Below are 25,994 nucleotides of genomic sequence, written 5' to 3' on the forward strand. Positions count from 1 at the left end.
CGGAGAGGAACTCGCCGGCCGGCGGCGGCGGCTTGTCTCGCGCGCCTACGCAGACAACGCCTCCGCGGGCCACGTCCTGGCACGTGTAGTCATAGCCCCAGCACACGACCGATCCGTCGGCTCGCACACCGCACGTGTGGTACGAGCCGGCGCTGACGGAGATGAACTCCTCAGTAGAGGCCTTCGTCGTCCCCTGGGCGGGGGCGGTCGGCGTCTCGGTGGGCGAACTCTCGGCGGGCGCGGGCTCAAGAGCCGGTCCTGTGGAGGTCGCGTCCGCCGGCTCCGCATCGCAGATGCTGACGCCGCGCTCCAACTCCGCTGCCAGCTGGCCCTCAAGCTCCAGGCATGCCCTCTCAGCCCGCTCTTCCAGATTCTCCGCATTCGACGGGCCGAATTCCAGGGAGTTGACAGCCTCATAGAAGCTGGCAAGTTGTTCCTGGTTCTCTACGGTGGTGTCTGTGTCCTGTACGCGATCCACGAACTCCTGTACGTGTTGAAGGACTTCCCTGGATGTCGCTACGTAGTCGCCGTGCAGGTCGGATAGATGTTCCGGGGGTTGCAGGCTTGAAATCTCGTCGAAAGAGTCTCTCGTGATCCTAAGGAGGTCACCATAAAGGCCGGTGAGCGCCCGCAGCATGGTTTCCGCGACATCGCTCGCGAACTCCGCGTCTTCATCCGACCAGGACTCGCTGGTCTCAAGTGAATCTAGCCGCTCGACCGTGTCCGCAGAAAAGAGGGCGCCGAACAGGACACCTTCAGCCGCAGCTTCAATCTTCTCCTCACGGGCGGCAGCGATCGCCTCCATGGCTTCCGCGTATGCCTCGGTCGTGAGCTCCCCGCCCATCGGCGCCTGAACATCCGGAGCAGGCTCGGGAGCACCGTCCGTAGCCCCCGCATTTGCAGCTTGTCCGGTCGCGGGGACGCCAGGGTCTTCGCCGCAAGCCGCAAGCGTCGCTGTGACCAGCGCAATCAGGAAAAGCAGCGACGGGACCCAACGCAATGAGGCTGGCGCCGATAGGCCCACAGGCCTGGGTGCGTACGGGTGAGATTGGTGGTCCATCTTGCCTACTTCTCCATTCCCTCGACTCTGTGGACCGGGTTGCGGTTTAGCCCCGAATGCGACGGCCCGGCGTCATGGATCGGCCAAATCGCTCTAGTCCGGGCGCCGTTGAGTTCGAGGCTGTTCGCCAGCACGGCAACGCTCTGGGCGGACAGGTTGGATTCGACCATGGTCTGGGTGAAGGTGTGGCCGACCATCGGCCGCCGGCGCGGGAACGACTGCGCAGCCCTAGTCACACAGACGTGTGCCATGCGGCTTCTCGGCGCCCGAGAGCGGCAGAGAATACCACGGGCAATGACTTTTATGGAAAGAAACTCACAATTGGAATTGCCGGCGAAGCGGTCATGCCGCCTACAAAGTGAAGAAACATCGAGATGATCGGACCATCGAGTGGGGTCGCAGGCTAGGCGACCTTGTAGTACGACCATCCGGGACATCTAGCGGCTTCCAGTCGCACATCACTGGAGAGCACCGCCGGGGAGTTGGCGCTTGACGGCTCGGTACGGTCTGCCGTCACGTGTGGTGGATCCAGTCGGACTCGAACCGACGACGGCCTCAATGCGATCGAGGCGCTCTTCGAGCTGAGGGCCCCGGGGCCAACACTAGGCCCCGTTGGCTGGCGGGCCACGGCAGTGCCCTCGGTCTTCTGGTCACAGGCTCGCTGATGCCCGGCGCGGGGCGGATCAGCTAGCGAGCAGGTGCGTCCGGGCAGAACAGCATGTGGGAGCCGTCGGCGTTCGAGTGCACCGCATGGGACGCACCCGCCAGATTGAAGACCAGCTTGTAGCCCGGAGTGATGACCTGGGCGTAGCCGAAGCCCTCTTTCGGGCAACCGAGGCTGGCGTCCGACCAATCCACCGCCTCGGAGCTGGTGAGCGTGTAGTCTCCCTCGCCCACTTCTTCCGCCAGGAGCCGCCGAGCCGCAACCTCGATTTCGCTCGGTGCTTCTCCAGTTGTGGGCTCGTTGTCAGTCGGCGTGGGCGCGTCGGATGGGGGCGTGGGGACGTCAGGCGCAGTGGTCGGTGCGACCGGTGCAGTCTCCATCTGTTCATCAGCGCTGTCACAGGCCGCCGCGACCACAAGCGCAGCCGCCGTTGCAAACAGCAGCAACAACCAGACGCTCGTCTGTCTCAAGAGTCTCACCAGGCCCATTCGGAGGCCGAGGCGGCGGATTGAAGCTTGCGGCGCACCGTTTCAGGCAACACCGCCAGCTTGCATCTCAAAGGAAAGGCTCCTGACTTCGCCGGTGTGGTGGACCCAGTCGGACTCGAACCGACGACCTCCTCAATGCCATTGAGGCGCTCTTCCAACTGAGCTATGGGCCCCGGGGCCGACATTATGCCCCGCTGCCGGGCGATGCGTCGGGATTTGGCAAATCGGGCGGCGGGTTCACTCTCCTAGGAATTGAGACACTTGCGCAACCCTCCGTCATTCCCGCGAAGCACGTCCCCGCGCAGGCGGGGAGCGGGAATTTACCTTCACTGAACCTGGGGCGCGCGCCGGACGCTAGGCGTCGGGCGGGTCTGAGACCCGCCCCTACCCGACTCTGGAAAGGCCTCCTCGATGGGCGAGTCCGTCTCCCTCTCCCGTCGGGAGAGGGTCGGGGTGAGGGGTCGGGTGAGAAGCGCATTGCGCCTCACACACCGACGAAAGCAAACTCACCCACTACCGCAACCCGAACGCGTCCAGGGCGGCGTCGTAGGCCGCGCGGGTGTTCAGGTTGAGCAGGACGTGTGGGTAAGCGGTGGGCGCGTCCCGCAGGCGGGCGGCGTGACGGCGGACCACGGCGCGGGGGCCTTCGGTGGAGTCGTCCACGGCGGCCAGCTCGTCGCGCAGGTCGCCGGGGAAAATGACTGGATGCCCGTGCCGGCCCTCGTGAACAGGCCGCACGATGTCGCCGGACGCGGCGCGCCAGCCGGCGACCAGGTCGGCGAGCGCGAGCGAATGCAGCGGCTGGTCGACGCTGACTAGCAGGATGCCGTCGCAGTCCGGCGGCAGGGCGCGCGCCGCGCAGGCCACGGACGTTGCCCGGCCTTGCGCGTAGTCCGGGTTGTGCAGCGTCCGCGCGGGCAGGCCGTCCAGCGCCGCTCGCACGTCCTCGGCGCGATGGCCGGTGACGACGAGCACCTCAGCGACCTCATCGAGCGCCGCGAGCGTCCGCACCTGGTGCGCCACCAGCGTGACGTCGCCCCACCGGATCAGCGGCTTGGGCGAGCCGAAGCGCTCCGAGCGCCCGGCGGCCAGCACCACCGCGCAGAGCCTTGGGAGACCCTCGCGTAATCCCTCCCGTGGAGCCTGGAGCGCAGGTCCGGCCCCCTCTCCCCTGGAGGGAGAGGGTTGGGGTGAGGGGGATCCGAGGCTCGGACGTGGGGTGTCGACCACTTATGCAAGGGTCTCCTGGGCGCGGGCGGAGTGCCTATGGGTGGGCGTCGGCGGAGCCGCCGCGGCGCAGGTTGTTCACCTCGGCGCACGAGACCGCGGTGGGGAAGATTTTGCCCGGGTTGAACAGGTTGCGCGGATTGAAGACCTGCCGCAGGCACTGCATGCGCTCCAGGTCGGCGTCGCTGTACACGAGCCCCATGTTGCGGTGCTTCTCCATCCCGATGCCGTGCTCGCCGCTCAGCATGCCGCCTGCGTCGGCGCACACTTTCAGCACGGACGTGCCGCACTCGATCACGCGGTCCAGGGCGCCGTTTTCGCGGTCGTCGAACAGCAGCAGCGGGTGCAGATTCCCGTCGCCGGCGTGAAACACGTTGGCGATGGTGATCTTGAAGAAATCGCTCACGGCCGCGATCTGCGCCAGCACGTCGGTAATGGTCGTGCGCGGAATCACGCCGTCCTGCACGTAGTAGTTCGGCGAGATTCGTCCCATGGCCCCGAACGCGCTCTTGCGCCCCAGCCAGAGCAGCGCGCGCTCGCGCGCGTCGGCGGCCACGCGCACCTCGTGCGCGCCGTGCTCGGCGAACACGCCGCGGATCGCCGCTTCCTGCGGCTCCAGCTCGGCGGCCACGCCTTCCAGCTCGATCAGCAGCACGGCGGCCTTGTCGATGGGCAGGTTTGCCGCCGGCACGTACTGGGCGATGGCCTCCAGCGATATCTGGTCCATCATCTCCATGGCCGCCGGCACGATGCCCGCGGCGATGATCCCGGAAACCGCGGCGCTGGACTGGGCGACCTCGTCGAAGGACGCCAGCATGGTGCGCACCTGGTCCGGCGTGCGAACCAGGCGCACGACGGCCTTGGTGGCGACGCCCAGCGTGCCCTCGCTGCCGCAGAAGAGCCCCGCCAGGTCGTAGCCGGGATGATCCAGCGCCCCGCCGCCGGCCGTGACGATTCGCCCATCGAGGGTCACGAACTCGACCCCCAGCACGTGGTTGGTGGTCACGCCATGGAGCAGCGTGTGCGGGCCGCCGGCGTTGGTGGCGATGTTGCCGCCGATGGTGCAGGCCGCCTGGCTCGACGGATCAGGCGCGTAGTGAAACCCGTAGCCCGAGGTGTGCGCGCTCAGGTCCGCGTTCACCACGCCGGCCTCCACCACCGCGCGCATGTTGCGGTAGTCCACCTCGAGAATGCGGTTCATGCGCGAGGTGCTCACCACGATTCCGCCGCACGCGGCGATCGCCCCGCCGCTCAGCCCGGTGCCCGCCCCGCGGCCAATGATGGGCACGCCAAGCTCGTGGGCGATGCGCACCACCGCCTGAACATCGGCCGTGTCCCGCGGGAAGACGACCGCGTCGGGCAGCGCGTGCTCCACCGAGCCGTCGTAGGCGTAAATCGCCACCTCGTCGGGCTCGGACATGACCCAGTCGTCGCCGAGGGCGCGACGCAAGGCGCCGGCAAGGGCAATCCGGCCCACGCTGAAGGTCGAAGTCGCGGTGGCCATGGTTCCCCTACGCTACGACCACCCGGCCCGGCCCGCAACGCTTAGCAGTGGGTCACCTTGGTTGGTAGTCGGGGATTGCCGCTTCCCGGCAGCGGTCCGGTCCCCTCTCCCTTGACGGGAGAGGGTGAGGGTGAGGGTGCCGGCGACAATCGCTTTCCCCATACCCATGCCGAAGCAAGCAGAGCGATCCATTGCCCAACGCGGGATCGCGAGGCTGGGGCTGGGCACAGGGGTTGCAGCCGATATCCTGGCGCGGACGCGGTACCGGCTGGGGATTTGCTGCACGCGATGGCGACGGTCATTCACGACAACGTGCTCGGAACAATCGAGCTCGAGGCGCCGTTGCTGGCGCTGGTGGATCACCCGGCGGTGCAGCGCCTCCGGCGGCTGGAGCAGCTGGGCACGGCGTCGCTGGTCTTCCCCGGCGCGCGGCATACGCGCCTGGCGCATTCGATCGGGGCGCAGGAGATCATGCGCCGTGTGTGGCGGCGGCTGGAGGCCACGGAGCCACCGCCGGGCGTTGACCTCGACGCCGAAGGCCGGCTGCTCCGCGCGGCGGCCCTGCTGCACGACCTGGGGCACTACCCGCTATCGCACGTCGTCGAGCCGATCGCGGCGCGGCTGCACCAGTCAGCGTCCCCCGACCTTGAACTCGGATTGGATTCCGATTGCGAGTCGGACTGGCTGCAGCTGGCGGCGGCAGCCGCCTCACACCCGACCCCGATGACCGACATGCACCACGAGCGCCTGGCCGCCGAGATCATCAGGCGCGATCCTGCGCTGCAGCGCGGCATCGACACGTATGTGGGCCGGCCCGGCGCCGCCGCGGAGGTGCGGGCGCTCCTGCAAGGTTGCAGCAGGCCGCGCTACCGCCGCCAGCTCGTCGCGTCGCACTTCGACGTCGACCGCCTCGACTATCTGCTGCGCGACGCGCACAACGCCGGCGTGCGCTACGGCGGGGTCGAGCTCGAGCACCTGATTCGCCGCATGCGGCTGGGGCCTGACGGCGCGGGGAACCACGTGGTCTTTGTCGAGACGCGAGGCCAGCCGGCGCTCGAGCACTACCTGCTGGCCCGGCGCTTCATGTACAGCCAGGTGATCTTTCACAAGACCGTCACCGCGTTTTCGGTGCTCGTCGCCGCGTTTTGGATATCGCTGGCCGTTCGCGACCGATCGCCGTTCACCTCACTGGCCGGCCTCCACCAGGCACTCGACGACGGAACGTTCCGGAGCTTCGACGATCACTGGCTCTGGAATGAAGCCGCCCGCCGCGCCGATCCGGCCGGCCGCGGCATGACCGCGCGCATCGCCACGGCCCTCGTCGATCGGCAGCCCCCACTGCTGGTCTGGGAGCAGCGCGCTCGCGGTCTGCAGGCGCAATCAGGTTTGCTGGAGACGTTCAATGCGACCAGGCGCGCGATTGCCCGCGACGCCGGCGTGGAGGCCGCGGACATCTTCCTCACCGACCAGGTCGTCACCGGCCTGTCGGGCGGCGAGCCGCCGCTCGTGGGCGACCCGGGCGGAAATCTACGACCGATTACGGAGGCGCCCGGCTCGGCGCTGCAGGGGGCGGCCGGCCAGCCCGAACGCCTCGCTCGGCTTTACGTCCTGCGATCCGGCGACGCCGACACGGATGCCACGCGCCGAATTCGAGTGCGCGAGGCCTTCCTGGCGCACGTGGACGCCCCGGGGGAGCAGCCGGCGGACTAGGGGCCGCAGCACTCGCAGCCGAGCTGCTCGATCGCGTCCAGCAGCGCGTCGCGGTGGTCGAAGGCGATGTCGTCGGGCAGTTGGTTGATCGGAAACCAGCGCGCGTCGGCGGCGTCGTCGCCGGCCGTGACCGCGGGCGGCGCGTCCAGCCGGGCGCCGAACACGATGCCGATGATGCGTCCGCGGGGATCGCGGTCCGGGTGGCCGTAAGCGCCGATATGCACCAGCGAGTCCAGCGCAATGCCGGTCTCCTCGCGCAGCTCGCGGCGCGCGGCGTCCGGCAGGTCCTCGTGCGGCTCCACGAACCCGCCCGGAATAGCCCATCCCGGCGGTGGAGTGCCGCGCCGCACCAGGAGCACGCGATCGCCGTCTTCGAACGGCGCGATGATCACTGCGTCGGCGCCGACGGGATAGCGGGGCGGCGGCGGCACGGCGCTACTCGGCGCGGCCTGAAGCCGTGCTGCTTCGCCGTGTGACCAGGCGCAGCACGATGATGCCGGCGAACAGCACCACGACGAAGGCCAGGGCCAGCACGTCGAAATACTCATCGATCGCGGCCTCGATGGGGTCGCCGAAAAGGGTGATCAGCCCGCCCACGAGAAAGAACCGGCCGGCGCGTCCGATCAGCGAGGCCAGCAGAAACCGCTTGAAGTCCAGCCGGAACGCACCGGCCCCAATGGCAAAGACCTTGTAGGGAATGGGCGTAAACGCCGCGATGGATACCGCCCACACGTCGCGCCGCTGAAATTGGCGCTCGACGTAGAGAATGCGGTCCTGCGCGAACAGCCGATTCAGGATTGGCCGCCCGCCCCGGAGTCCGATCCAATAGCCCAGCATCGCGCCGGTGAGCGAGCCGACGGTGGCAATGGCGGCAAAGCCGAACGTGAACGGCAGATTGCCCACCATCAGCGCGATCATCAGGCCGTCGGGAGGAATGGGGAAGAAGCTCGACTCCCAGAACGCCAGCACCAGCAGCGCCAGCGCGCCCCAGGGCGTGTCCGCCCAGTCCAGCACCCAATGGCCGAGGTCGGAAATCAGCTGCATGGGCGTGCCGGATGGCGGAGGCAGGGCATGGCGCGGTCCTCAGGACGTGGTGGTGAAGTGCGTCGCAACGACAAACGGTTCGCCGTTGCGCTGGCCGGTGACCCGCACATGATAGAGGGTGTTTGGGGCCAGCGGGTCGTTGGGAATGAGGGCCAGGGCGCGCCGCCACTCGCTGATCGAGCGCGTCACCGCGACCGGCGCGCCGCCGTCCGGCGTCACCGTGGCGTCGCCCCACGCGACGCGGTCGCCGAGGCCGAAGATGAGGGTGATGGGCGGCCCAACCGGTCGGGGCACGCCGGGCGCGGGGTCGGGCCATTCGGCCCCATCCCACGTGTGGGGCACGCCGACGGCGGCGCTGCGCGGCATCACCGACGGCAGGGGCACGTCGGCGGTGTGACGCGGCGATAGCCCCACGTTGAACACGGCGGCGCGGGTGCCCTCGGCGGAGGCCCAGCCGTAGCCGACGTGGACCGCCGACGGGTGCACGAACATGTAGCGGTGGAAGACGGTGATCAAGGCCCATTCCAGCGTGCGCGCGGGCGGCAGGAAGCCGAACGTCTCATCCACCCAGCCCAGCGGATATCCGGCGGCGTCCGCGCGGTCGCCGATGGTGCGTCCGGTGAATCCGGGCTTTCCGGCCACTTCCGTGTGCAGGCCGCCGGAGTTGGGGTCGTTGCGGTTGATCACGTAGTAGTCGGCGTGGGCCTGGGCGGCCTGCATCAGCGCCGGGTGCGCCGTCAGCGGCGGCAGCCCCAGGTCGGCGCGCACCTCGTTCATGCGGTCCACGACCGCGTCGCCGCTGACACTGACCGTTGGGGCGGGCGAGGCTGTTGGCGTAGGTGAGGCCGTTGGAGCAGGTGTGGCCGTTGGGGTAGGTGTCGCTGTTGGGGCGGGCGTCGCCATTGGGGTGGGTTCAGCACTCCCCTCGCGTCGCGTCTGCAAGACCGATTCCGGGAACAGGCCAAGTTGTTTTGCCAGATCGCCGCCGTTGGCGATGGTCACCTCGCCCGCCCGCGCCCAGGGAGTGTCGATGTGCCAGAGCTGGATCACGGCCCGCTGCGCGCGGATGGCGCTCATGCCGTCGTAGTGCACGATTTCGGACGTCGGCAGGCCAAACCAGCGCAGGGGGTCGTCGGGTCCGAAGTACGCATCCCGTATCGGCGGGCTGGCATCCATGAAGCCCCAGCGGCGGCCGATGACCTCGTTCCAGGACAGCCCCTGCTCCTCGGGAAAAGTCTGGTGCCGGGGCACGAGCAGCCGAGCCAACTCGTCGTCGAGGCCCGCGCGATGGAGCTCGTCAAAGATGTTGATGAACATCACCTCGGACGTGGCCGGATGCCACTGGAACACCAGCTTCTGCATCACCTGGACGGTGAAGCCGAGCCACTCGAAGCGCTGGCTCACGGGGTAACCCACGACGTGCGGGCCGCCCAGTTCCTGGAAGCGTGTCCAGAAGGGAATGCCGTCGGCGTCGCTCACCAGGTAGCCGGCGCCCGGCGGGGCGTCGCCCGCGGCCTGGGTGTAGACGTGACCGCCGGGCACCGCGTAGTCCGCGTCCTGGGCAAGCGCCGGGCCGACCGTGTCCCAGACCGCGAGGCCCAGGATCACGGCCCCCAAACGCCACCAGCGCGCAACTCTCGCCCGGACCATGCCGCGATGGTAACGACCGGATCGTAAACGAGGCGTGTACAACGGCGGCGACTTGCCTGTGGGCGGGCGAGTTTTTTGGCATGTTCGGCGTTTAACTTCGACTCCGAAGTATGATTCGATCAGGCCGCAGGCGGCGGGTGCTTGGCCCGGCCGTGCCGCGGGCGGCCACAAGGGCCGCCCCTAACCCTGAGGAGCCGCCAGGCGAGCGGCCGAAACGTAGGGGCGGTTCGCGAACCGCCCTTTCGGGCTAGTCGCCGACCGCGTTCTCAATCACCTCCACCGTATGGCTGCCGTCGGGCGCGACGTCGATGGCGACCACGTCGATCCGCCAATCGGTCGCGCCGACGGACTGGGCATAGCGCTGCCCTAGGGCCACGAGCCGGCGGGCCTTGGCGGTCGAGATGGCGTCCTGCGCCTCGCCGAACGCGCCCGTTCGGCGGGTCTTGACCTCGACGAGGACCACGGTCTCGCCTTGGCGCGCCACCAGGTCCACCTCGCCTCGGCCGACGCGTTGGTTGCGCGCGAGCACCCGATACCCGCGTCGCCGGAGCTCGCGCGCGGCGAGGTCTTCGCCCCAGCGGCCCAGCGCAGCACGGTCCTCGACGGGCGCCCGGCGGGCCGGCAAGACGCGACGCAGCTTGGCGAATAGACGGGCGGCCCAGGCGTTCACGGGGGCGCGACGTCGGCTATGCGGCCGGGGCGACGCGCCGACATTCGGCCACCGGGCGGAAGCTGGCCCGGTGCAGCGGCGACGGCCCCTCGGCGGCCAGCGCCTGGCGGTGCGCCGCCGTGCCGTAGCCCTTGTGCCGACCGAAGCCGTAGGCCGGATGCTGCATGCCCAGGCGCCGCATCAGCTCGTCGCGGGCGACCTTGGCGCACACCGAGGCGGCGGCGACCGCCAGGCAGGTGGCGTCGGCGCGAACGATGGCGTCTTGCGCGTTCGCGTAGCGGCAATCGGCGGGCAAGGGAAAGGCGTCCACGATGACGTGGTCGGGCGCCACCGGCAGCGCGTCCAGCGCTCGCAGCATGGCCAGGCGCGAGGCCGCGGCGATGCCGATGCGGTCGATCAGGCGCGGTGAGGCGTAGGCCACGCGGGCGGCGATGGCGGTGGCGTGCACGCGGGCGCTCCAGCGGCGACGTTCGGCTGCGCTCAGCTGCTTGGAGTCGGTCAGGCCCCACAGCAGGCGGCGGTCGGCGTAGGCGGTTGGCGGCAGGATCACCGCGGCCGCCGTCACCGGCCCCGCCCAGGCCCCGCGCCCGGCCTCGTCGACCCCGGCAATGCGCCGGAGGCCGCGCTGCAACAGCGCACGCTCGTGGGGAAGGTCGTGGATCCGAGGCTGGGAGGAGGCGGGAACCACTCACCCCCTCGGACGTTGCTAGGCGCGCCGCTCCTTGACCCGAGCGGCGCGACCGACGCGGTCGCGCAGATAGTACAGCTTGGCCCGGCGCACCTTGCCCCGGCGCGTTACTTCGATGTCCCGCACGATCGGCGAGTGCAGCAGGAACGTGCGCTCGACGCCGAGGCCGTGCGTCACGCGACGCACGGTGAAATTTTCGTTCACCCCGCCGCCGCGTCGGCGAATCACCGTGCCCTCGAAGACCTGCACGCGCTCGTTATCGCCTTCGCGCACCGTGACGTGGACGCGGACCGTATCCCCGACCTGGAATTCGGGAGTCTCGTCCCGCAGTTGGGCGCGTTCGAACTCGTCGATGAGGCTTGCCATGCGATTGCTACTCGCCGGGACGCCATCTGCCCACCGGGGAGATAGCGCAAAAACCCGCTGCGCCCATGGTGGGCGCGGGACGCCACGTTACCACAAGGCGGGCTAGTGGCGGTGACTTGGGCGGTGGCCGGATCCCCTCACCCCGACCCTCTCCCCGTGGGAGAGGGAGCCGGACCAACTCGTCACCCCGGCGGAGGCCGGGGTCCAGGGCCGACGGATGGACGCCTTTACCCCGACCCGCTCCCCCCAGAAGAATTTGGCGTGTCCTTTCGTCATTCCCGAGAAGGCGGGAATCCACTCACCCCTGAACCTGGGGGCGGACAGGATGCGCCCGGTCATCCCCAAGCCCGGCTGGATATTGCAAAAGTCTCCTCCAGGGAGAGAGAGCCGGACCCTGGTCGGAGAAGACGATGTGCCGGGGCGATTCATTCGCGGCGAGTCCCACGTTGCACGCAGCGTGGGTCACCGGCCGGATCCCCCTCACCCCAGCCCTCTCCCTCGAGGGAGAGGGGGCCGGACCGAGCCACAGGAGCGCGCATCCACTGGAGGATCCATGACCTCAATCACGCCGCAAACGCCGATATCGTTCCTATACTGAATTCATCCATGGCGCTGTGAGCTTGCTTGCTCAATGACCCGTCGCCAGATGCTCATCACCACCGCTGCCGGTGGCATTGGCGCCGCCGCCGCTGCCGCCTCGGGCTGGACCGCGTTTGTGGCCGTGCGCGAGGCGAAGCTCGCGGGCCAGTTTCGCCCGGGCGCGGTTGTTGACGGCGAGGATCTGGCCGGCCTGACGTTCGACGAGGCGGTGGCGCGCGCGCGGGCTCGGTGGGCGCCGTACATCGAGAGTCCCATCGTCCTGCGGCTTGGCGGGCGCACCTGGACGCCGACTGCCGACCAGATCGGCATTTCGGTGGACTTCATGACGCCCCTTCGCGAGGCCTACGCCTGGCGTCGCGAGGCGGCGCTGACCGACCAGGTGCTCGGCCGCGCGGCCGGGGGGCCGGCTGCTTATGCCGGGCACACGGTCGTCAACTTTGACCCGACGGTATTCCAGGCGTACGTGGAGCGCATCGCCGTCTCCGTGCACCTCGACCCGGTGGACAGTGTGCTGCGGATCGAGGAGCAGGCCGGCCGGCGCCGCCTGGTCGTCGACCCGTCGCGCGAGGGCCGACAGCTCGCGCCCGCTGGCTATGCGGAGAGCGTCGCCGCCAATCTGCGGCCGCCGACGCGGTTGGTCGTCGACTTGGCGTCCGAGGTCGTCGCGCCGGCCGTGGTTGAAGATCAGCTCGAACCAATCGCCACCGATGCCGCCGGCTTGCTCGACGGGAACATCGGGATCAATACGCCGTGGGCGAGCTGGAAGGTCGCTCGGGACTCGCTGGTCGCCAATGTCGCGATTGACGGCCCCGCCGCCGATCCGGAAATCAAGATCTTGCTGGACTATGCGTCCTTCGAGCGCCTCGCGCGGCAGATTGCAGATCGTCTCTGTGTCACTCCGGCCGACCCGCGCATCCGCATGAGCGCGTCGGGCAAAGTCGTCCCGCTCGACGAGGGCCGCGCGGGCCGGCATGTCGACGTCGAAAATCTCTGGACGCGCGTGCAGACCGCATTCGCCAGCGGCGAATCCGCGGTGCAGGCGCCAATCGTCATCGTCAAGCCTGACGTCAGTCGGCTGACGGCCAAGGAGCTGCAGTTCGACAACGTCATCGCCGTCGGCGAGTCGATCTTCTGGGGCTCCGAGGAAAACCGGATCCACAACATCGACCACGGATCCCGGCTCATCGACGGCGCCATCATCGCGCCCGGCGAGTCTTTCTCCCTCAACGAAACGGTCGGGCCGATCACGATTGACAACGGATTCGTGGAGGGCCTGATCATCGCGCCCACGCGCACCGAGCCCGGCGTCGGTGGCGGCATCTGCCAGGTATCCACCACGCTCTTCCGGGCGCTGTTTTGGGCCGGGCTGCCCATCGACGAGCGCTGGCAGCACGTCTATCGGGTTGGGTATTATGAATTGGGCGAAGACAGCCCGCCCGGATTCGACGCCGCGATTTGGCAACCGCGACAGGACTTGCGGGCGACGAACGACACGCCCCACTACCTCTTGATTCGACGCGAGTTCGACCCGGTGAACCTGATCCTGCGATTCAAGATTTCCGGCGCGCCCATCGGGCGCAAAGTCACGCTCGATTCGGCACGCGGGGAGATCGCCGAGCCGCCGCCGCCGGTGGTCGTGGCCAACCCTGAGCTGGAACCTGGCGAGGTCAAGCAAACGGACTCAGCCCGCGAGGGCATGAAGACGGTGATTTACCGCCACGTGGCGCTCGGCAACCAGGTGCTGTTCAAGGACCAGTTCGCGTCGCTCTTCAGAGCCTGGCCCGAGCGGTGGGAGGTCGGACCGAACGAGGACGGCACCCTGGACACGAGCCAGATTCCCGACTACGTGCCGCCCGGAGGCGAGACGCCGGACGACGGCGAGGCGCCGGCCGACAATGGAGAGTCGTCCGCCCAGTCTTAGCCGCCGTGTAGCATAATGGCGGCCGAGGGCAGCCTTGCGGCTGCTCGATTTTTCTCGCCTTCACGTTTGGAGCACGGTCGTATGTTGCGAATCCGCCTGGCGCGGCTTGGTCGGAGAAACCGCCCGCACTATCGGGTGGTCGTGGCCGAACGCCGCTCGGGTCGCGACGGCCGCCGCGTCGACGAGCTTGGCCACTATGACCCCCTCACCGAGCCATCCACCGTGGTGCTGGACGTGCCGCGCACCGAGGAGTGGATCCGCAAGGGCGCCCAGCCCACCGAGCGCGTGCGCAAGTTGCTGGCGATTGCGCGCGAGGCTGCGGCCGCCGCGCCTGCCGGCAACGGCGAATAGACCGGACCGGTGGACGAGCTGATCGAATTCATCGGCCGGAACCTGGCCACGGTGCCCGACGAGGTGCGCGTGGAGCGCTTTCGGCGCCACCACCTGCACGTCTACAAGCTGTTTGTCGACCCGCAAGACATGGGACGCGTGATCGGGCGGCAGGGCCGGGTGGCCATCGCGATCCGGGCCGTCATGCAGGCGGCGCCCATCAGCCAGGGACGACGGCTGGCGCTCGATATCCAGGAAGCCAGCTAGCCGCGAGCGTCGTCGGCGCTGGGACGCCCGCCCGAGGCGCGTCGCGGCGCAACCGGATTCCGGCGTACGCTTGACCGACCGCCGCTCGGTCAGAAAGCCGGAGAGCGTCCGTGCGATTCGACGTCGTCACCATCTTTCCCGGCATGCTGGAGCCTGTGCTGCAGGCAAGCCTGCTGGGCAAGGCGCGCGAACGCGGGTTGATCGACATCCACGTTCACGACCTGCGGCGCTGGGCGGACCCGCCCCACCGACAGGTTGACGACTATGCCTATGGCGGCGGGCCCGGAATGCTCATGAAGCCCGAGCCGATCGTGCGCGCCGTCGAGGAACTGCGTACCGAGAACTCATGGACCGTGCTGCTCTCGCCACAGGCTCCGCCCCTCACGCAGCCGGCCGCGCGGCGCCTGGCCGAGCGGCCACACCTGATCCTCGTCTGCGGGCGCTACGAGGGCGTCGATGACCGGGTGCGCGACCTGGTCATCGATGAAGAAATCAGCATCGGCGACTACATCGTTGCCGGCGGCGAGGTGCCGGCCCTGGTGCTCATCGAGGCAACCTCGCGGCTGATTCCGGGCGTCGTCGGATGCGAAGACTCGGTGCGGGACGAGTCCCATGCCGCGGGCTTGCTGGAGCATCCGCAGTACACCCGCCCGGAGGAGTTCCGCGGTCGGCGCGTGCCGGCGACGCTGCTTAGCGGCGACCACGGGCGCGTGGCGGATTGGCGGCGGGCGCACGCCCTCCGGCGCACGCTCGACCGGCGGCCCGATCTGCTGTCCGAACGCGACCTTACGGATACGCAGCGTCGGCAGTTGGCCGAGTTCGATCTCGACCGGCCCGACGCTGCCACCGAGGCGCTCCCGTGAGCGACGTCGCGATCCTCCACGACCTCGAGGCGCGGCTGGCGCTCACGGCCGGGGTCGATATCGTCGCCAACACCGTCAAGTGCACCATGGGCCCGCGAGGGCGCAACGTGGCCTACCGGGGCGAGCTTGGCCCTCCCAAGATCACGCATGACGGGGTATCCGTCGCGCGGGACATCCAGCTTCGCAACGGATTCCTACAGACCGGCGCGGCGATCGTCACGGAGGCGTGCCGGCTCACCAACACCGCCGCCGGCGACGGCACGACGACGGCCGCCGTGCTCACGCAGGCCTTGACGCATGAAGCTCAGCGGCTGGTGGCCGCGGGCGCGGACCCAATGCGCTTGCGGCGGGGGCTTGCGGCGGCGGTCCTGAGCGTCGACCAGGCTGTGCGCGAGCAGTCCAGGCCGATCACCACCATGCGCGAGACGGCCTGGGTGGCCGGGCTGGCGTCGCACGATGCCGATCTCGGGGAGATCATTGCCGGCATCTTCCACAGATTTGGGCTGGGGGCGGCGATCACCGTCGAGCTTGGCCAGGGTCTCAATACCGAGGCGCGCACCGTCGAGGGGATGCGGTTGGAGCGCGGGCTGGCCTCGCGCCAGCTGGCCACGGCCGGCGCCGGCATGCGCGCCGAGCTCGAAGACTGTGACGTGCTCGTGACCGACCGGGAGCTCGGGGGCGTGGGGCCCATCCTCCCGTTCCTGGAAGACTATGTCGCCGGCGGCGGACAGCGCCTGCTCGTCGTGGCGAAATCCATCGGCGGCGAGACTCTGGCCACGCTCGTCGAGAACCACCGTCTCGGACGAATGTCCGTGATCGCCGTGCGCGCGCCGGTCTTCGGCGAACGCCAGCGCGCCATGCTCGAAGACCTGGCGATCTTCACCGGGGCCACGCTGGTGGCGCACGAGTCGGGCGACCCATGGGGATCGGTGCCTGTGAGCGTCCTGGGACGCGCCGCCCGGGTGCGCAGCGATACCAGCGAAACCTTGGTCATGGGCGGCGCGGGCGAGCCGCAGGCCGTCGCTGATCGCGCCGAGCTGCTGTGGCTCTACCGCGACCGCGCGAAGAATCAGTTCGACCGCGAGAAGCTGGAAGAGCGCATTCGGAATCTTTCCGGAGCGGTTTCGGAGATTCAGGTCGCCGCGCCGACGGATGCCGAGCGCCAGGAATCGCGGCAGCGCGCCGAGGATGCCGTGGCCGCAACCCGCGCGGCCCTGGAGGAGGGAATCGTGGCCGGCGGCGGGGCCGCGCTGGCCCGCGCCGCGCGGGACCTTACCGCGCCGCCCGACGCGCACCCGGACGAGGCCGACGGCTGGCGCGTGGTGCAGCGCGCGCTGGCGGCGCCGGTGGCGACGATCGCCCGCAACGCCGGATTCGAGGGCGCCGTCGTGGCCGATGCCGTGGCGGCGGCCGATCCGGCGCGCGTGTTTGACGTCACCACCGGCGAGTATGTCGACCCGCTGGCGGCCGGCATCGTGGACCCGGTCGCCGTGGTGCGCGCGGCCTTGCGCTATGCGGCCAGCGCGGCGGTGATGATCGTCACCTCGAACGCGGTGGTGGCCGACGCGGCGTCCTATGGTCCGTGGGTGCGCGGGCTGCGGCGTCGGATTGCTCGCGACGCCGGGATTCTGCTGGCCGGCTGAGCCGGCTTAGTCGAACGACAGGCGGTCGATTACTCCGCGGCGGATCTTGAATCCGTGCTCGGCGTTCGGGAACGCGCCCTGCGTGACCTCGTCGCGGTATTGCGTCAACGCCTCCCGCGCGGCACCGGCCAGGTCGGCGTAGCGCCGCGCGTGGCGCGGGAGCGTTCGGCTGGTCAGCCCCAGCAGATCGTGCAGGACCTGAATCTGGCCGTCGCAGTTTGGGCCCGCGCCGATGCCGATCGTCGGAATCGCCAGTTTTTCCGTCACGACGGCGGCCAGACGCGCCGGAATGGCTTCCAGGACCACGCCGAACGCGCCCGCGGCCTCTTGGGCTCGCGCGCCGTCCACCACGCGCTGCGCTCCCGCCAGGTTGACGCCCTGCGCCACATAACCGCCGGTTGCGAGCACGGACTGCGGGGTGAGGCCCACGTGCGCCATGACGGGGATGCCGCGGGCCGTCAACCCTTCGGTGATGCCGGCGACTTCGGCCCCGCCTTCCAGCTTCACCGCCGTCGCGCCGCCGTCGCGCACCAGCCGCGCGGCGTTGTGCAGGGCGTCGTCGAGTGTGGCGTAGGACATGAACGGCAGGTCGCCGATGACCAGGGTGGCGGCAACGGCGCGGGTGACCGCGGCGGCGTGGTGCACGATGTCATCGACGGTCACGTGCAACTCTCGCGCGTGACCCAGCACGTTGGGTCCCAAGCTGTCGCCGACGAGAATTCCGTCGACGCCGGCCTGTTCGGCGAGACGGGCAAACGGGGCGTCGTAGGCCGTGACGCACACAAGCGGGGCCCCGCCCTTGCGGGCTCGGAAACCGCTTGCGGTTAGCGGCGGCTCACTCGAAGTTGCCTCGTGCGCCATGAGTTGATGGTACGCCCTTGGCAGGGGCCGCGGTCGCTAGTAGGCGTAGCGCTCCTCGCGCGACCAATCCACCGGCGCGAAGCTCGGCCTGGTTGGCATGCGGGTCAGCAGCTCGGGATCGAGGTCCGACTCGTCGTAGAGGCCGCGAATCTGATTGGATGGCAGGTTGAACTCGCGGGTCATTTCCTCGTAGAACGACTCAATGGCCTTGTAGCGATGGAACCACTCGACCGGGTCGTCGAACGAGTCGCAGTGGTCGGCGAAGTAGAGCACGATGTCCCGCACGCTGACCTCGATGGGACTGGTTCGTCGGGGCAGGCAGGTGCGAAAGTCGTCAATCCACCCGATCTGGCGCCGCACGTCGCGCGCGGGCAGGCGCCGACGCCGACTGAGCTGCTCCGTATACCATGCGAGGGCGGTCCCAAAACTCGTGCACTCAGCTGCCATCGATTGCCTCCCCCTGACAACTTGTGCCCGCGGACCTCGCCCTGGCCGACTGCCCACATAAAGACAATCGCCCATCCAAAATGGATGGGCGACGGCGGTGCCTTATTCGAAGCGGTCGGAATGGCGGACCACGAGCGAGCCTCCCCAAGCCCGAAAATGCAGCAACGTTACGGCCGGGGCCGTAAGCTGCTTCAACTGTAAGCCTTACTACGCCAATGTCAATAGTTCACCTTCGCGAAAGGTCAAAAGTTGGCGGCTCGCGAGTCAGACATCAAGGACGTCGATCTATTTTGAAGGATCAAAATACGTCAAACTGTTCGACCATTGTCCGCCGTGCATGCTCCCCGTCCCTACCGTTTCAGATAGGCGCCGCGCGACTTGTCATAAGCGTTTGTCGTGACAGCCCGAATTCGAGGCTGCCGTCCGGCTATGGACTTCGTCCGGTCGGACGTGCGTCATGACCGACCAGCCGAAACCGCCGGCGATCGACAGCCCGCGCCTGCTGGCCGGTCGGCGGGTCGTCGTCATGGGCTTGGGGCTGCACGGCGGAGGGCTTGGCGTGGCCCGGTTTCTGCGGCGCCATGGCGCGTCGCTGGTGGTGACGGACCTGCGCGACGCGTCCCAACTGGCGCCAAGCCTGGAGCAGCTCGGCACGCAGGGCGTGCGCTACGTCCTCGGGCGCCACGACCTCCAGGACTTTCGCGACGCCGAGATCGTGGTGCGCAACCCCGCGGTCCCGCTGGATGCACCGGCGCTGGCCGTGGCGCGAGCGGCCGGCGCGCGCATCGAGATGGAGCTCACCATGTTCTTGCGCTGGTGTCCCGCGTCGCGGGTGGTGGCCGTGACCGGCACCCGCGGCAAGACGACTACCGCCGCCGCCTTGCACGCCATGCTGCACGCCGCCGGACGTCCCACGCGGCTCGCGGGGAACATGGGCGTCTCGGCACTGACCCAACTCGACGAGATTGAGCCGGACGAGGTGGTGGTGCTCGAGATGTCGAGCTGGCAGACCGAGGGTCTGGCGGGGGCCGGCGTGCGCTCGTCGGGCGCCATCGTCACCAACCTGCTCCCCGATCACCTCAATCGCTATGACTCAATGGAGGCCTATGCCGCCGCCAAGGCCGAGCTGCTCCGCGCCCAGCAGCCGGGCGATTGGGCCGTGCTGCCCGCCGGCCCGGGCTGGGGCGATTGGTTCGCCGACCGCGCGCGGGGACGCGTCGTCCGCGTGCCCGCCGGGGCCGAGCCGACGGGCTGGAGCGAGGCCGTGCTGCGCGGCGCGCACAACCGCGCGAACCTGGCGGCGGCGGCGCTGGCCGCCCACGAGCTCGGCGTGCCCGAGGCGGCGGTGCGCCAAGCCGTCGCCGGCTTCACAGGCGTGGCGCACCGTCAGGACTTCCTCGGGACGATCGGCTCCGTCCGCGTCTACAACGACACCACGGCCACCATTCCGGACGCGACCCTGGCGGCCCTCGACACCATTCCGGGTCCCTGGGTGCTTATCGCCGGCGGATCGGACAAGCGGCTCGATTTCAGCGCGCTGGCGCGGCGCCTGGAGGGCGACGCCGGCCTACGCGGCGTGGTGCTGCTTCCGGGCGCCGGCACCGACCGCTTGATGCCGCAGTTGGGGTCATTGGCGCCGGTGGCGGTTGACGACATGGACGCCGCCGTCGCCGCCGCGCTCGACATCGCCGAGCCCGGCGACGCGCTGCTGCTTTCACCGGCGTGCGCCTCGTTTGGAATATTCGCCCACGAGTTCGACCGCGGGGCGCAGTTCATTGCGGCGGTGGAGGCCCGCGGACTCACGCCTCCGGCTCGGAGCCAGGGCTCGTCCAGGCGGCAGGCGACTAGTCGAGTATCCGCAGCCCGCCGAAAATGGCGGCCCCCCGCAGGTTGAAAGAGACGACATCGGCGGCGCCGGCCGGACGCTGATCCTCGACGCCGCCAAACAGCGCCAGCACGTCGTTTTGCACGGCCGCATCCGGCGGCAGGCGGATTTCGATGCCGCCGAAGAGGCACGAGACGTCGATGATCGCCGGCGGGTTTTCGATGCGGGCCTCGCGCAGGTCGAGTTCCACGCTGCCAAATGCCGCCGTGGCCTGAAGCTGTCCAAGGGGACCGTTCACCCGGTCTTGCACTCCGTGGAAAATGGCGACATAGCTCCCGCTACTACCGTCGCCGGTGACGGCACTTCTGCGCGACGTGCGCCAGAAGATGAGCAACAGACCGAAGAGGATGACCAGGACCGGCCAGATTGCCGATCGCACCCCGTCCGGCACTTCGTCCAAAATGGAAAGCTGCACGGTCACGCCGACCGCGATCAGCAGGAGCGGGGCGACGGGCTGGCGAAAGCCGGTGCGCGCGAGCGCCCACAGCCCAATCACGACAATGACCGAGGGAAAGAATCGCCAGGGGCTGCCGCCAACGTCGAGGTTGTCGAGCAGCAGGGCCAGCCCAACCGCGATGATGACCAGCCCGATGAGGACTTGCCCTGAATTGCGTCGCACGGCGCCACCTCCACGCGGGCTGCCGCGCGTGACGGCAGCGCCGTCAGTATGGGCCATCTGCCGTGCGCCGTGCACACCGGGGAGCCCCGCGCATAATGGCCCCAGCGCCGCCTCGGGCGCACCGAATGACGGAGCGCGCTCCTGACGATCCTGGTCATTGCCGACGTGCATGGCAACCTCACGGCCCTCGACGCCGTGCTCCGTGCGGCCGGCAGCGTTGACGAGGTCTGGTGCCTGGGCGATCTGGTGGGCTATGGGCCTTCGCCGAACGAGGTCGTCGAGCGCCTGCGGGAGCTTCCCCTGCGGTCGCTGGTCGGGAATCACGATTGGGGGTCCATCGGCAAGGCCGACTTGGTCAGGTTCAACGCCGACGCCCGCACGGCCTGCGAGTGGACCGGCGGCGTGCTCATGCCGGTCAACCGGCAGTATCTCGCCGACCTCGAGCCCGCCGGAATGTTCGGCGACGTGGCGGTTGCCCACGGCAGCCCCCAGGACCCGGTGTGGGAATACATCACCAACGCGCGCATCGCGATTGCCAATTTCGGCTATTTCGCCAGCGACATCTGCCTCGTGGGGCACACGCACGTGCCATTGGTCTTTCGTTGGCGCAGCGGAGCCACCGGCAGCGAGGCCTTCACCACCGAGGTCCCGACGCCGGGGCAACGCATCGTGGTTGACGACGATCGACTAATCGTCAATCCCGGCAGCGTGGGTCAGCCGCGGGACGGCGATCCGCGGGCGGCCTTTGCCCTCTTCGATCCCGAGGCCCGCACCCTCCAGGTCGAACGCGCGACCTACGACGTCGCCCAGGTCCAGCGCCGCATGGAGGCCCTTGGCCTGCCGGAGCGGCTATCCATTCGCCTGCAATATGGGTGGTAGCAGGCACGGCGCGAAGGCTCGGCGCTATAATGATTCATGCATCAGCAACGCTTGGTTTGCGTGGGTTTGCCAACGCACCGAGCCGCTGAGCCTTGGGCGCCCGGTCACGTCCGGGCGCTTTTTCATTGGAGTGGGGCGGCTTAAGGAGGTCTCGCGTGCAGTCGAGTCTGATCAGCAAGGTCCAGAAAGCCCAGAAGTACGCGCAAGAGCCGCATCGCATCCATTTCGAGGCGTTGACCGTGCGGTTCGATGGCGACAACAACGATCATGTGATCAGGCTGGCCGACGGTGCGTGGAGTTGTGACTGCGAGTTCTTCATGGTTTGGCAGACGTGCAGCCACACCATGGCGCTCGAGAAGTTACTCGAGGGCATGGTCCCGGTCGGAAGCGCCTCGGCGGCCGGCTAACCCGGCGCCCAGCCCGCCGCGGGGCGACGTCCGCGCGCGGTCCGGCACGGGCTAGCGTGGCGCGCAAACGCCGGCGACGACAGGCGACGCCGCCCCCAACCAGCCGGAATCGCACCCTCGCCGTGAACCGGCGCGCCCGCTATGACTACGTGGTGCTGGACACCTTTGATGCCGGCCTGGAGCTCCGCGGCACCGAAATCAAGAGTTTGCGCACCGGATCGGTCTCGCTGCGCGAGGGCTATGTTGGACTGCAGGATGGCGAGGCCTTCCTGCGCGACGTGCACATCGCGCGCTACAAGCCGGCCGCCGACGCCAATCACGATCCCGATCGTCCCCGAAAGCTGCTGCTCCACCGGGCGGAGATCGACGAGCTTGCGCGCCACACCAACCAGGCGGGCTACACCGCCGTGCCGTTGCGGCTGTACCTCGACAAGGGGTGGGCCAAGGTCGAGATTGGCCTGGTGCGTGGCCGGCGCGCCTATGACAAGCGAGAGAAGATTCGCGCCCGCGACGATGCGCGTGAGATCGCGCGGCGCATGCGCTAGCATTGAATCTCTGGGGATGCCGGGTTTCGACAGAAGTCCGAGGTCCGCTGCTGCAGGTCGAGCACGCCGTCACGCTCGAAAAAAGAGACGGCAACCTAGTAACTGGCGAGCAAGAAGCGCTCCCACTCGCGGCCTAAGCGCCGCGACGTCTGCCCGGCTCGTGCCTAGCGGGCCGGACCAGGCGCCAACACCCTAGGCTGCGCCGGCAGAGGCGTCCGCATATGCCGGCTAAGACACGCGGACTGGTCGGGTTGCCCGCGGCCGAGCGGTGGGCAAGCCGGCGAGAACCATAGCGATCGGCTAAGCCTGTAGACGCGGCGGGGTGACGGCCTCTGGACGGGGCGTTCGACTCGCCCCCATCTCCACCATGGCGGGGCGGCGGCTGCCTACAATCGCGGCGTGAGCCGCCCTGCCCGTCCGGACAAGCACTTCACCGCCACCGGATTCCTGGTGCGCGACGGCAAGGTGCTGCTGGTCAACCACCGCAAGCTCAAACGGTGGCTCCCGGTCGGTGGCCACATCGAGGCCGGAGAAGACCCCACGCAGGCCCTGCGCCGCGAGGTGCGCGAGGAAGTCGGCCTCGACATCGAAATCGTGGGGGACGCCCTGCCTGTGGACGACGACGACGTGCGAGGCCTGCCGCGACCCGAAACGATCCTGTTGGAAACCATCGAACCCGGGCACTTTCACATCGACCTGATCTATTTCGGTCACGCCGTGGGCGGCGAGCCTCGATTGGCCGCGGCGGAGCACAGCGAGCAGCGCTGGTTCTCGTCCAAGGATCTTGGGGCCAGCCACATCAGCGACGACGTGCGCATCCTCGGACGCCGCGCCATCCAGGCGCTGGCCGCCGAAGCTTCGCCGTGACCGGGCGTTTCGACCACGCGTTCCAGGCGCCGGTGGCGCACCCCAACGGGCTGCAGGCCACCGACGAGGGCCTGTGGATCGCCGATCAGGACGAGGGCCGCGCCTTTCTCGTCGCGCCCGACGACGGTGCGGTCATCCGGTCATTCGCCACGGGAGCCGGGAAGTCGAGCGGGGTGACCTTCGGCCACGGCGCGCTGTGGATGTGCTCCAACGGACTGCCGACAACGCGCCCGCCGACAGCCACGGACACGGTGCGCACGCGGATCGTCAAGACCGATCCTCATACGGGGGCAATTCTGGCCCAATTCCGCGCGCCCGGCGATAGCGACGTGCACGGCCTGGAGTGGACTTCCGAGGGCCTGTGGCTCACGACGCTGGATCAGCGCGCCCTGACGCTGGTTGACGCCGAATCGCTGGCACCGCGCCGCACCATTCCCGTGCCCATGGACCGCGCCCACGGGCTGGGGTGGGACGGGCACGCGCTGTGGTGCGCCTTCACCTCCGATCGAATGGTGCTGGGGCTCAGCGAGCAGGATGGCGCCGTGCTCGAGCGCTTGGATCTCGATGGCGAGTCATTCGAGCCGCACGGGCTCACGATGCGGCACGGCCGGTTGTGGATCTGCGACGCGGTTACTGGCGCCGTTTGGCGGCAGCGCGGACCCGATGCGGACTCGCCGGCCGCCGTCGGGGCGCCGGGTCGGTGATCGGTACGGCGTGGATGTACCAATAGCGCGAGCGAACCCCCGCGGCGTCGCTATCCATCAGGCCGATGAGCTCGCGCAGGTTGAAGGTGTTGCGCATGACCTGCGACACCTCGGCGCCGGTGAGGCTGCGAAATGGGGAGTCATGGGTTCTAAAGTCCGCCAGCGTGCCCATCACCGCCACGCCCGCGGGTCGCAGCAGGCGCTGAAACTCCCGCAGCGCGCGCCGGATGTCTTCGTTGCCATCGACGCCGAGCACTTGCAGCAGCCCGAAGCTGAAGACGGCGTCCAACGCGTCGGTGGCGATCGGCACCCGGTCGGCGTCAGCCCGCACGTACCAGATGTTGGGATGCCGCGGCGCATGCGCCAGCGCCTGGGCGTCGCGATCCATGGCAATCACCTGAGCACCGGCGGCTAGCTCGACGGAGGCGCGACCGGCGCCGCAGCCCGCATCCAGAATGAGACGCGCCGGGCGGAGCACCGCCATCCCGCGGGCGAGCACCGACACTTGAGATCCCGAATCAGCAGCGGGCGAGCCAGGCATCGTGCGCGTACCGTACCTTGACCAGCTCGTCGCTGCGATTGCGCTCGGCGGGCGAAAGCGCGCCCGGCTGCGGCGCAATGCGCAGCCGCTCGGCAACGCCCTGCGTGAGGGCCTGCACCAGTTCGCCAATCGTCGCGGGCTGCGGCAAGACGTCGCGCAGGCCCGGCGGGCAAGCGTTGGGCGCGGACGTGTGGGTGAGCGGGTGAATGTCCAAATCGTGGGACATCACCAGGCTGCCGTGCTGCAGCACGCCGCCGTGCACGCGGCCCTGGGCGCTGGCAACCATCTTGTGTTCGCCAACCCACAGCTCGTGTCCGCTCGGTGACCAAAAGCAGAGGCCCGGCAGCGTCTCCTCGGCCGCTTGTGCGGGGGCGCCGGTCTCTGGCGCCAGCCCCAAGGCTTCCAGTCCGGCGGCAAGCCCCTGCGTCAGTGCCGCATAGGATGCCCGCACCCCGCCTCGCACCAATCGATGCCGCCGCGGCACGGCCATCGCATAGGTGAGCTCGTCGCTGTGCAGCAGGGCCGCGCCGCCGGTAATCCGGCGCACGACATCGATGCCGCGACGCCGCGCCAGCGAGCGGTCCACGAGGTGCAGCGGCTGGTGATAGCCGAGGGAAAGCGCACGCGGCCGCCAACTGTAGAAGCGCAGCGTGGGTGGAGCGTCGCCGCGCTGCACGGCCTCCGCGATGGCTTGGTCGACCGCCATGTTCCGCGCACCGGTCGCCGCCGGGTCAGCGAGCAGCCGCCACGTCTCCATGCCCTCCGGACCCTTTCGTCACGAGTCGCGCCGTCTAGAATGACAGCGCAGCCCCCGTAGCTCAGTGGATAGAGCGCCGGCCTCCGGAGCCGGGCGCGCGCGTTCGAATCGCGCCGGGGGTACCCACAGCCTAGCCGGGTGGGGCCGCGCCGTCGTCGTCGCCCGGGGGGCGTGCCGTCGGCCGGCGTTCGCGCAGGCTATCCGCCACCAGCACGATCAGTCCCGCGCCAATGGCCAGGTCCGCGAAGTTCAAGAAGCCGACGAACGGCGCAATGTTGAGATAGTCAAAGACCGCGCCTAAGCGCAGACGGTCAATCACATTCCCGAATGCACCGCCGAGCAGCAGCGCAAAGGCGGCAACCAGCCACCACCGCCGCGGCGGGCGTGCGGCGACGTAGGCGGCGAAGCCCACGCCAATCGCCACGGTGAGGATCAGGATAGGCGCGGGATGGTCGCTGAACAGCCCGAAGTTGACGCCGGGATTGCTCACTCGCTGCAGGGTGAACACCGGCCAGATCGTGGCCCCACCGCGCGGGAGCACGGCGTCCACGATGAGCTTGATGGCCTGATCCACGCCGGTCACGACAAGACCCAGGCCGAATGTCGCCAGGCGTGCACGCCTCGCGTAGGCGCGACTAGCCATTCGGTCCCTCCGCTGCGTCGCCGCGCGGCGATTCCAGCCCGAGTACCGTCCTTCGCTCGTCATCGTCCATCGGCGGCGCCGCTGGTCTCTCGTGAGGGTGCGGCTGGCGACCCGGGCATCTGGCGGCAATCGATGCCAGCGCGG

Annotated in this window: 29 protein-coding genes, 2 tRNA genes and 1 other RNA gene; 14 read left to right on the plus strand and 18 right to left on the minus strand. The window is 69.0% G+C overall.

Translation table 11 applies throughout. The features are described 5' to 3' along the window. The 6 genes from OXG33_11520 to OXG33_11545 form a co-directional block, all read right to left on the minus strand. A partial coding sequence (locus tag OXG33_11520) for an RCC1 domain-containing protein (protein ID MCY4114547.1) occupies window positions 1-844 on the minus strand: 844 nt, incomplete at its 3' end. A gap of 221 nt (window positions 845-1,065) precedes the next feature. After that, a complete protein-coding gene (locus OXG33_11525; protein MCY4114548.1) occupies window positions 1,066-1,311 on the minus strand; it encodes a hypothetical protein in 246 nt (81 codons plus the stop codon). A 436-nt stretch (window positions 1,312-1,747) separates the two neighbouring features. Continuing rightward, window positions 1,748-2,170, minus strand: coding sequence for a hypothetical protein (locus OXG33_11530; GenBank protein MCY4114549.1), 423 nt, complete (start codon window positions 2,168-2,170; stop codon window positions 1,748-1,750). A 139-nt stretch (window positions 2,171-2,309) separates the two neighbouring features. Continuing rightward, window positions 2,310-2,385: transfer RNA gene (locus OXG33_11535), tRNA-Ala, on the minus strand. Between the two features lie 340 nt (window positions 2,386-2,725). After that, window positions 2,726-3,310, minus strand: coding sequence for a nucleotidyltransferase family protein (locus tag OXG33_11540; protein MCY4114550.1), 585 nt, complete (start codon window positions 3,308-3,310; stop codon window positions 2,726-2,728). Window positions 3,311-3,476: 166 nt separating this feature from the next. Next, complete coding sequence (locus OXG33_11545; protein MCY4114551.1) at window positions 3,477-4,943, minus strand: FAD-binding protein; 1,467 nt, start codon at window positions 4,941-4,943, stop codon at window positions 3,477-3,479. Window positions 4,944-5,231: 288 nt separating this feature from the next. Here OXG33_11545 and OXG33_11550 point away from each other — a divergent pair, with 288 nt between their 5' ends. Continuing rightward, window positions 5,232-6,653, plus strand: a complete 1,422-nt coding sequence (locus tag OXG33_11550) for an HD domain-containing protein (protein ID MCY4114552.1) — start codon at window positions 5,232-5,234, stop codon at window positions 6,651-6,653. Here the strand turns inward: OXG33_11550 and OXG33_11555 are convergent. The 6 genes from OXG33_11555 to rplS all read right to left on the minus strand — a co-directional run bounded on the left by OXG33_11555 (window position 6,650) and on the right by rplS (window position 11,071). Then, the gene (locus tag OXG33_11555) at window positions 6,650-7,084 is read right to left on the minus strand and encodes an NUDIX hydrolase (protein ID MCY4114553.1); all 435 of its coding nucleotides are present in this window, start codon (window positions 7,082-7,084) and stop codon (window positions 6,650-6,652) included. The two genes, OXG33_11550 and OXG33_11555, sit on opposite strands and share 4 nt — an antisense overlap. 4 nt (window positions 7,085-7,088) lie before the next feature. Then, entirely contained in the window at window positions 7,089-7,697 is a 609-nt protein-coding gene (locus OXG33_11560) for a VTT domain-containing protein (GenBank protein ID MCY4114554.1), read from the minus strand. A 39-nt stretch (window positions 7,698-7,736) separates the two neighbouring features. Next, window positions 7,737-9,305 carry a CAP domain-containing protein gene (locus tag OXG33_11565; GenBank protein ID MCY4114555.1) on the minus strand — a complete coding sequence of 523 codons (1,569 nt, stop codon included), beginning with the start codon at window positions 9,303-9,305 and terminating at the stop codon, window positions 7,737-7,739. A gap of 289 nt (window positions 9,306-9,594) precedes the next feature. Beyond that, complete coding sequence (locus OXG33_11570; protein ID MCY4114556.1) at window positions 9,595-10,017, minus strand: YraN family protein; 423 nt, start codon at window positions 10,015-10,017, stop codon at window positions 9,595-9,597. 16 nt (window positions 10,018-10,033) lie between these two features. Beyond that, a complete protein-coding gene (locus tag OXG33_11575) occupies window positions 10,034-10,705 on the minus strand; it encodes a ribonuclease HII (GenBank protein ID MCY4114557.1) in 672 nt (223 codons plus the stop codon). A gap of 18 nt (window positions 10,706-10,723) precedes the next feature. Then, window positions 10,724-11,071 carry a 50S ribosomal protein L19 gene (gene rplS / locus OXG33_11580; GenBank protein MCY4114558.1) on the minus strand — a complete coding sequence of 116 codons (348 nt, stop codon included), beginning with the start codon at window positions 11,069-11,071 and terminating at the stop codon, window positions 10,724-10,726. A gap of 631 nt (window positions 11,072-11,702) precedes the next feature. Between rplS and OXG33_11585 the strand changes: the two genes are divergently transcribed. The 5 genes from OXG33_11585 (at window position 11,703) to groEL (ending at window position 16,695) form a co-directional block, all read left to right on the plus strand. After that, on the plus strand, window positions 11,703-13,592 hold the full coding sequence (locus tag OXG33_11585; protein ID MCY4114559.1) for a VanW family protein: 1,890 nt from the start codon (window positions 11,703-11,705) through the stop codon (window positions 13,590-13,592). Between the two features lie 81 nt (window positions 13,593-13,673). Next, window positions 13,674-13,943, plus strand: a complete 270-nt coding sequence (gene rpsP / locus OXG33_11590; GenBank protein ID MCY4114560.1) for a 30S ribosomal protein S16 — start codon at window positions 13,674-13,676, stop codon at window positions 13,941-13,943. A gap of 9 nt (window positions 13,944-13,952) precedes the next feature. Then, window positions 13,953-14,189: a KH domain-containing protein gene (locus OXG33_11595; GenBank protein MCY4114561.1), complete on the plus strand. Its 237-nt coding sequence runs from the start codon at window positions 13,953-13,955 to the stop codon at window positions 14,187-14,189. A gap of 110 nt (window positions 14,190-14,299) precedes the next feature. Next, window positions 14,300-15,052 carry a tRNA (guanosine(37)-N1)-methyltransferase TrmD gene (gene trmD / locus OXG33_11600; protein MCY4114562.1) on the plus strand — a complete coding sequence of 251 codons (753 nt, stop codon included), beginning with the start codon at window positions 14,300-14,302 and terminating at the stop codon, window positions 15,050-15,052. Beyond that, window positions 15,049-16,695, plus strand: a complete 1,647-nt coding sequence (groEL, locus tag OXG33_11605; protein MCY4114563.1) for a chaperonin GroEL — start codon at window positions 15,049-15,051, stop codon at window positions 16,693-16,695. Before trmD ends, groEL begins: the two co-directional genes overlap by 4 nt. 6 nt (window positions 16,696-16,701) lie before the next feature. Here groEL and panB read toward each other — a convergent pair whose 3' ends face one another. Continuing rightward, complete coding sequence (gene panB / locus OXG33_11610) at window positions 16,702-17,556, minus strand: 3-methyl-2-oxobutanoate hydroxymethyltransferase (GenBank protein ID MCY4114564.1); 855 nt, start codon at window positions 17,554-17,556, stop codon at window positions 16,702-16,704. Between the two features lie 36 nt (window positions 17,557-17,592). Further along, complete coding sequence (locus OXG33_11615; protein ID MCY4114565.1) at window positions 17,593-18,003, minus strand: hypothetical protein; 411 nt, start codon at window positions 18,001-18,003, stop codon at window positions 17,593-17,595. Between the two features lie 457 nt (window positions 18,004-18,460). On the opposite strand from OXG33_11615, the gene OXG33_11620 reads away from it, so the two are divergent. Then, window positions 18,461-19,897: a Mur ligase family protein gene (locus tag OXG33_11620; GenBank protein ID MCY4114566.1), complete on the plus strand. Its 1,437-nt coding sequence runs from the start codon at window positions 18,461-18,463 to the stop codon at window positions 19,895-19,897. Here the strand turns inward: OXG33_11620 and OXG33_11625 are convergent. Then, window positions 19,848-20,507: a LiaF-related protein gene (locus tag OXG33_11625; GenBank protein ID MCY4114567.1), complete on the minus strand. Its 660-nt coding sequence runs from the start codon at window positions 20,505-20,507 to the stop codon at window positions 19,848-19,850. The genes OXG33_11620 and OXG33_11625 overlap by 50 nt on opposite strands. 150 nt (window positions 20,508-20,657) lie before the next feature. Between OXG33_11625 and OXG33_11630 the strand changes: the two genes are divergently transcribed. The 6 genes from OXG33_11630 (at window position 20,658) to OXG33_11655 (ending at window position 23,909) form a co-directional block, all read left to right on the plus strand. Continuing rightward, window positions 20,658-21,386 (plus strand): metallophosphoesterase family protein, encoded by a 729-nt coding sequence (locus OXG33_11630; protein MCY4114568.1) that lies wholly within the window; start codon window positions 20,658-20,660, stop codon window positions 21,384-21,386. Window positions 21,387-21,541: 155 nt separating this feature from the next. Then, the gene (locus tag OXG33_11635; protein ID MCY4114569.1) at window positions 21,542-21,793 is read left to right on the plus strand and encodes a hypothetical protein; all 252 of its coding nucleotides are present in this window, start codon (window positions 21,542-21,544) and stop codon (window positions 21,791-21,793) included. 56 nt (window positions 21,794-21,849) lie between these two features. Next, window positions 21,850-22,338: an SsrA-binding protein SmpB gene (gene smpB / locus OXG33_11640; GenBank protein ID MCY4114570.1), complete on the plus strand. Its 489-nt coding sequence runs from the start codon at window positions 21,850-21,852 to the stop codon at window positions 22,336-22,338. Window positions 22,339-22,350: 12 nt separating this feature from the next. Beyond that, window positions 22,351-22,706, plus strand: a transfer-messenger RNA (tmRNA) gene (ssrA, locus tag OXG33_11645). Window positions 22,707-22,737: 31 nt separating this feature from the next. Next, window positions 22,738-23,205: an NUDIX domain-containing protein gene (locus OXG33_11650; GenBank protein ID MCY4114571.1), complete on the plus strand. Its 468-nt coding sequence runs from the start codon at window positions 22,738-22,740 to the stop codon at window positions 23,203-23,205. Next, entirely contained in the window at window positions 23,202-23,909 is a 708-nt protein-coding gene (locus OXG33_11655; protein ID MCY4114572.1) for a hypothetical protein, read from the plus strand. Before OXG33_11650 ends, OXG33_11655 begins: the two co-directional genes overlap by 4 nt. On the opposite strand, the gene OXG33_11660 is transcribed toward OXG33_11655, so the two are convergent. Together OXG33_11660 and OXG33_11665 are read right to left on the minus strand one after the other, a co-directional pair. Beyond that, window positions 23,836-24,414 carry a class I SAM-dependent methyltransferase gene (locus OXG33_11660; GenBank protein MCY4114573.1) on the minus strand — a complete coding sequence of 193 codons (579 nt, stop codon included), beginning with the start codon at window positions 24,412-24,414 and terminating at the stop codon, window positions 23,836-23,838. The two genes, OXG33_11655 and OXG33_11660, sit on opposite strands and share 74 nt — an antisense overlap. A gap of 13 nt (window positions 24,415-24,427) precedes the next feature. Then, complete coding sequence (locus OXG33_11665) at window positions 24,428-25,156, minus strand: biotin/lipoate A/B protein ligase family protein (protein MCY4114574.1); 729 nt, start codon at window positions 25,154-25,156, stop codon at window positions 24,428-24,430. A gap of 101 nt (window positions 25,157-25,257) precedes the next feature. On the opposite strand from OXG33_11665, the gene OXG33_11670 reads away from it, so the two are divergent. Next, window positions 25,258-25,329: transfer RNA gene (locus OXG33_11670), tRNA-Arg, on the plus strand. Window positions 25,330-25,337: 8 nt separating this feature from the next. Here the strand turns inward: OXG33_11670 and lspA are convergent. Further along, complete coding sequence (lspA, locus tag OXG33_11675; GenBank protein MCY4114575.1) at window positions 25,338-25,850, minus strand: signal peptidase II; 513 nt, start codon at window positions 25,848-25,850, stop codon at window positions 25,338-25,340. Window positions 25,851-25,994 lie beyond the last annotated feature (144 nt).

The organism is Chloroflexota bacterium, from assembly GCA_026708035.1.
Taxonomy (GTDB): domain Bacteria; phylum Chloroflexota; class UBA11872; order UBA11872; family UBA11872; genus JAJECS01.

Coding starts and splice junctions, on each gene's coding strand:
- OXG33_11525 (MCY4114548.1), bottom strand. CDS start 1,311: ATGGCACACGTCTGTGTGACTAGGGCTGCGCAGTCGTTCCCGCGCCGG.
- OXG33_11545 (MCY4114551.1), bottom strand. CDS start 4,943: ATGGCCACCGCGACTTCGACCTTCAGCGTGGGCCGGATTGCCCTTGCC.
- OXG33_11550 (MCY4114552.1), top strand. CDS start 5,232: ATGGCGACGGTCATTCACGACAACGTGCTCGGAACAATCGAGCTCGAG.
- OXG33_11560 (MCY4114554.1), bottom strand. CDS start 7,697: ATGCAGCTGATTTCCGACCTCGGCCATTGGGTGCTGGACTGGGCGGAC.
- rplS (MCY4114558.1), bottom strand. CDS start 11,071: ATGGCAAGCCTCATCGACGAGTTCGAACGCGCCCAACTGCGGGACGAG.
- OXG33_11585 (MCY4114559.1), top strand. CDS start 11,703: ATGACCCGTCGCCAGATGCTCATCACCACCGCTGCCGGTGGCATTGGC.
- rpsP (MCY4114560.1), top strand. CDS start 13,674: ATGTTGCGAATCCGCCTGGCGCGGCTTGGTCGGAGAAACCGCCCGCAC.
- panB (MCY4114564.1), bottom strand. CDS start 17,556: ATGGCGCACGAGGCAACTTCGAGTGAGCCGCCGCTAACCGCAAGCGGT.
- OXG33_11615 (MCY4114565.1), bottom strand. CDS start 18,003: ATGGCAGCTGAGTGCACGAGTTTTGGGACCGCCCTCGCATGGTATACG.
- OXG33_11620 (MCY4114566.1), top strand. CDS start 18,461: ATGACCGACCAGCCGAAACCGCCGGCGATCGACAGCCCGCGCCTGCTG.
- OXG33_11665 (MCY4114574.1), bottom strand. CDS start 25,156: ATGGCGGTCGACCAAGCCATCGCGGAGGCCGTGCAGCGCGGCGACGCT.
- lspA (MCY4114575.1), bottom strand. CDS start 25,850: ATGGCTAGTCGCGCCTACGCGAGGCGTGCACGCCTGGCGACATTCGGC.